This window comes from Candidatus Zixiibacteriota bacterium, from assembly GCA_040753495.1.
In the GTDB taxonomy this organism is placed as follows: Bacteria; Zixibacteria; MSB-5A5; order GN15; family PGXB01; genus DYGG01.
This window is the reverse complement of sequence record JBFMEF010000119.1, coordinates 4,593-7,433: the sequence shown is the minus strand read 5'-3', so window position 1 is coordinate 7,433 and position 2,841 is coordinate 4,593. Positions and strand designations below refer to the sequence as shown.

Sequence of the window (2,841 nt, the reverse complement as noted above, 5' to 3'; positions counted from 1 at the left end):
AGTAGCCCAAATCAGCATGGTCAGCATCAACCCAGAAGGTATCGAGGGTGCTGTGGAATATACCGTGGATACCTATATAGAAGAGTCCTTCGACATAGGCTTCCGGTATATCGGGCAGAGTAATCTCTGTCCAGCCAGGCCACCAGTCAACCAGCGGGTCAATGGTGTCACGATACAGCTCAACGCCGGGCTGGCCGCCGTTATCGCCATACAGTGAGAAATATGCGCCGGGAGCGCCTTCCTGCGGGTCAAGCTGGAAGCGAATCTTCTCCACACGGCACTGCAGTCCGAGGGTGGAGAGTTTCTGAGCAAAACCCTTAATGGAAGTACCGGTGCCACGATGCATCAGAATGTAGTAAGGAACACCATAGTCAAACTTCCAGGAGCAAGAGGCATACTCATCTTTGCACATATTGGCAATGATGTCGAAATCCCACCAGGCACCGAACTTGGAGAGGGTGGTAAACCATCCGCTGGAAGCCGGAGCGCAACCATAGAGGTTACTGGCAGGGAAGTGAACACTGCTGCGGCCCGGGAAATGACCGGGGTTGTAACCCCAGAGATAAGTCCGGGCGCCAATATTGGCGGATGCCAGCTCAACGGCGATATGGAAATCATCCCGCATCACCAGGTTGAAAGGCGAGAAGTCGCAGTAGGCATATCCGGAAACCGGATATTTTTCCGCCATCGTGGTCAGGGTAACGGTCGCCAGAGGGGCGCCGCCCGGGACACCGCCGACATCATTGTACACGCTGACATTGACGACCACCGAACCATCATCAACACCATAGTCGTACAGACCAACCAAAGCGTATTTGAGGGTATCCGGTCCTTCATCAATGGAGAAACGTGTCGCCAACCCGTCGCGGCAGTTAGTCGCGTGCGGGAGGCTGAAAATTGAATTCCAAGCATCGATGTAAAGAGTGTCGCGGCATTCGGAGAAAGGAATATCGGCGCAACAAGTCTCAAAAGTGAACCCAGGACCATAACCGAAGCCGAGGTAGTATACCCCGCCGGAAACATAGGAAGGACGCCCGCCGGAAAGGTCACCGCAATCGGTGAGAAGAGCAAGGTCTTCACCGGCAGAGGTCGCCACGTTAATGGCAACTTCCAGATGATAATCCTGAGTTACAATAATATTGAGGCCGCTTACGTCGACATAGTTCCAGCCGTCGAAGAAATCAGTCCCGTATGTCCCCATCGTAGTGAAAAGCTGGGTACCCGGTTCATCATGGTTATCCTCATAAATGGATACCTTGATATCGGGCGTTCCCACTGTCCCAGCTCCGTAGACATAGAACCAGGCAACCTTAAGAGTACATGCCTGTCCTTCCTCGACCGGGAAACGATAGAGAAATCCTTCCGCTCCGGCGGTTGGCAGAGGCCAGTACCAGCAGAAACCACCGGCCGTATCAAATGCGGGGTGATCCTCGCAGAAGTAATTGGTCGGAGGCGCCGGAATGCCTACTACATTGCCCCTCGGTATCAGTGGACGTGCCATGTTTTGCACATCTGACTTGGACACTTCCGGGGTGTTGTAATAAGGGGCATCAGGATTCGTAGCGGGACGCACGAAAACCGGTTCGTTGACATCGGAACTAATAGCCGCACTACTAAAGGTAAGCAATAACCCTAAAGTAAGTACCGCGATTATCAGTTTTTTAAACATTTATTTCCTCCTTAAAATTAGGAAATATGTGAGTCTTGTTAACCAAAACGTGAAGATTGGCCAAACCTGTCAGATACCAACTGTTTCGGCAGATTTCGAAAAACCTTTGCCGAAGGTCGGCGCCGACGGTCATGCGGCGAACCCTCATTAACTCACTTCTGTCCAGGGATATGTGAGATTTTGTCCCAGTTAACAATTTCATATAACATTCCTATTGGAGTAAGGAGCTAAACTTTTTAAAAGTTGACGATTTAACTCCGAAATGTTGTGTTGAAGAATTAAAAAGTTCATAGTCGTGCTTCTGACTCTTATTGATTAACCTTTTGTTGATTAAATCGCCACCTCCTGTAATCAATATGTGATATGTTGTTATTGACATAGGAGAAATTTGGTGAACACCGAAATCAGATGCCCAAGGCCGTCCTGCCGCGCCATCAATCGCTGATTATTGTAACGACCAGTCGCAAAATCGGGATTAATAGAGAAAGCAAAACGATCCCTTGCGGGACCTAAAGCCCATTAGCATTGAATTCAGCTTAAGAGGTAAAACAATCGGTTGCGTCGTTAAATATTGTGGCTCTCTTAACGGCCGCAACTGCATAAACACACGCTCGGTAGCTAAGATAATAGCTTCCAGAATATTGTCAAGCAAAAAATGGAAAAATTTTCCGATTTGTGGAAATCCTGAAAACCACCCCGAGCCGCCAAAGAAGCGGTTTTCCGCCCTGCCCACCCCTAATTCGGACTTTGCCTATCAACATTCCCCGGCTGTCCCTGACATCCGAGGAACGCCGGTTTTGGCTGGCAAAGGTGGGCAGACCCGGGTCAGCCGATTAAGACCAGAAAGCGCCAACCACCCGCCCAAGGGGCAGGGAAAAACCCCGGATTGCCCGATTCTCTGTGAAAATGATGTGGATAAGTTGCGGGAATCTGGTGGATTCTTCCGTAGGGGCGAACCCATGCGTTCGCCCATGGCTGAAATCATCCCCCGATTGATACGGGGATGATTCTGGGTCGACACGCGGGTCGACCCCTACACCTCTCATTTGCGTCAGCGCTCTGGTCCGACTCCGTCGGAGCGTGAACTGACGCCATTAGTCGCCGGAATTTATCTTGGGCAGGGGTGAACCCTGCCCCTACCGTCATTCCAGCGTACGCTGGAATCCACCCCA

General features: G+C 50.8%; 1 protein-coding gene. It reads right to left on the bottom strand.

Going from position 1 to position 2,841, the window contains the following annotated elements:
- Positions 1-1,669 (bottom strand): hypothetical protein (locus AB1690_07810; protein ID MEW6015213.1); only part of this gene is annotated, 1,669 nt, incomplete at its 3' end.
- Positions 1,670-2,841 lie beyond the last annotated feature (1,172 nt).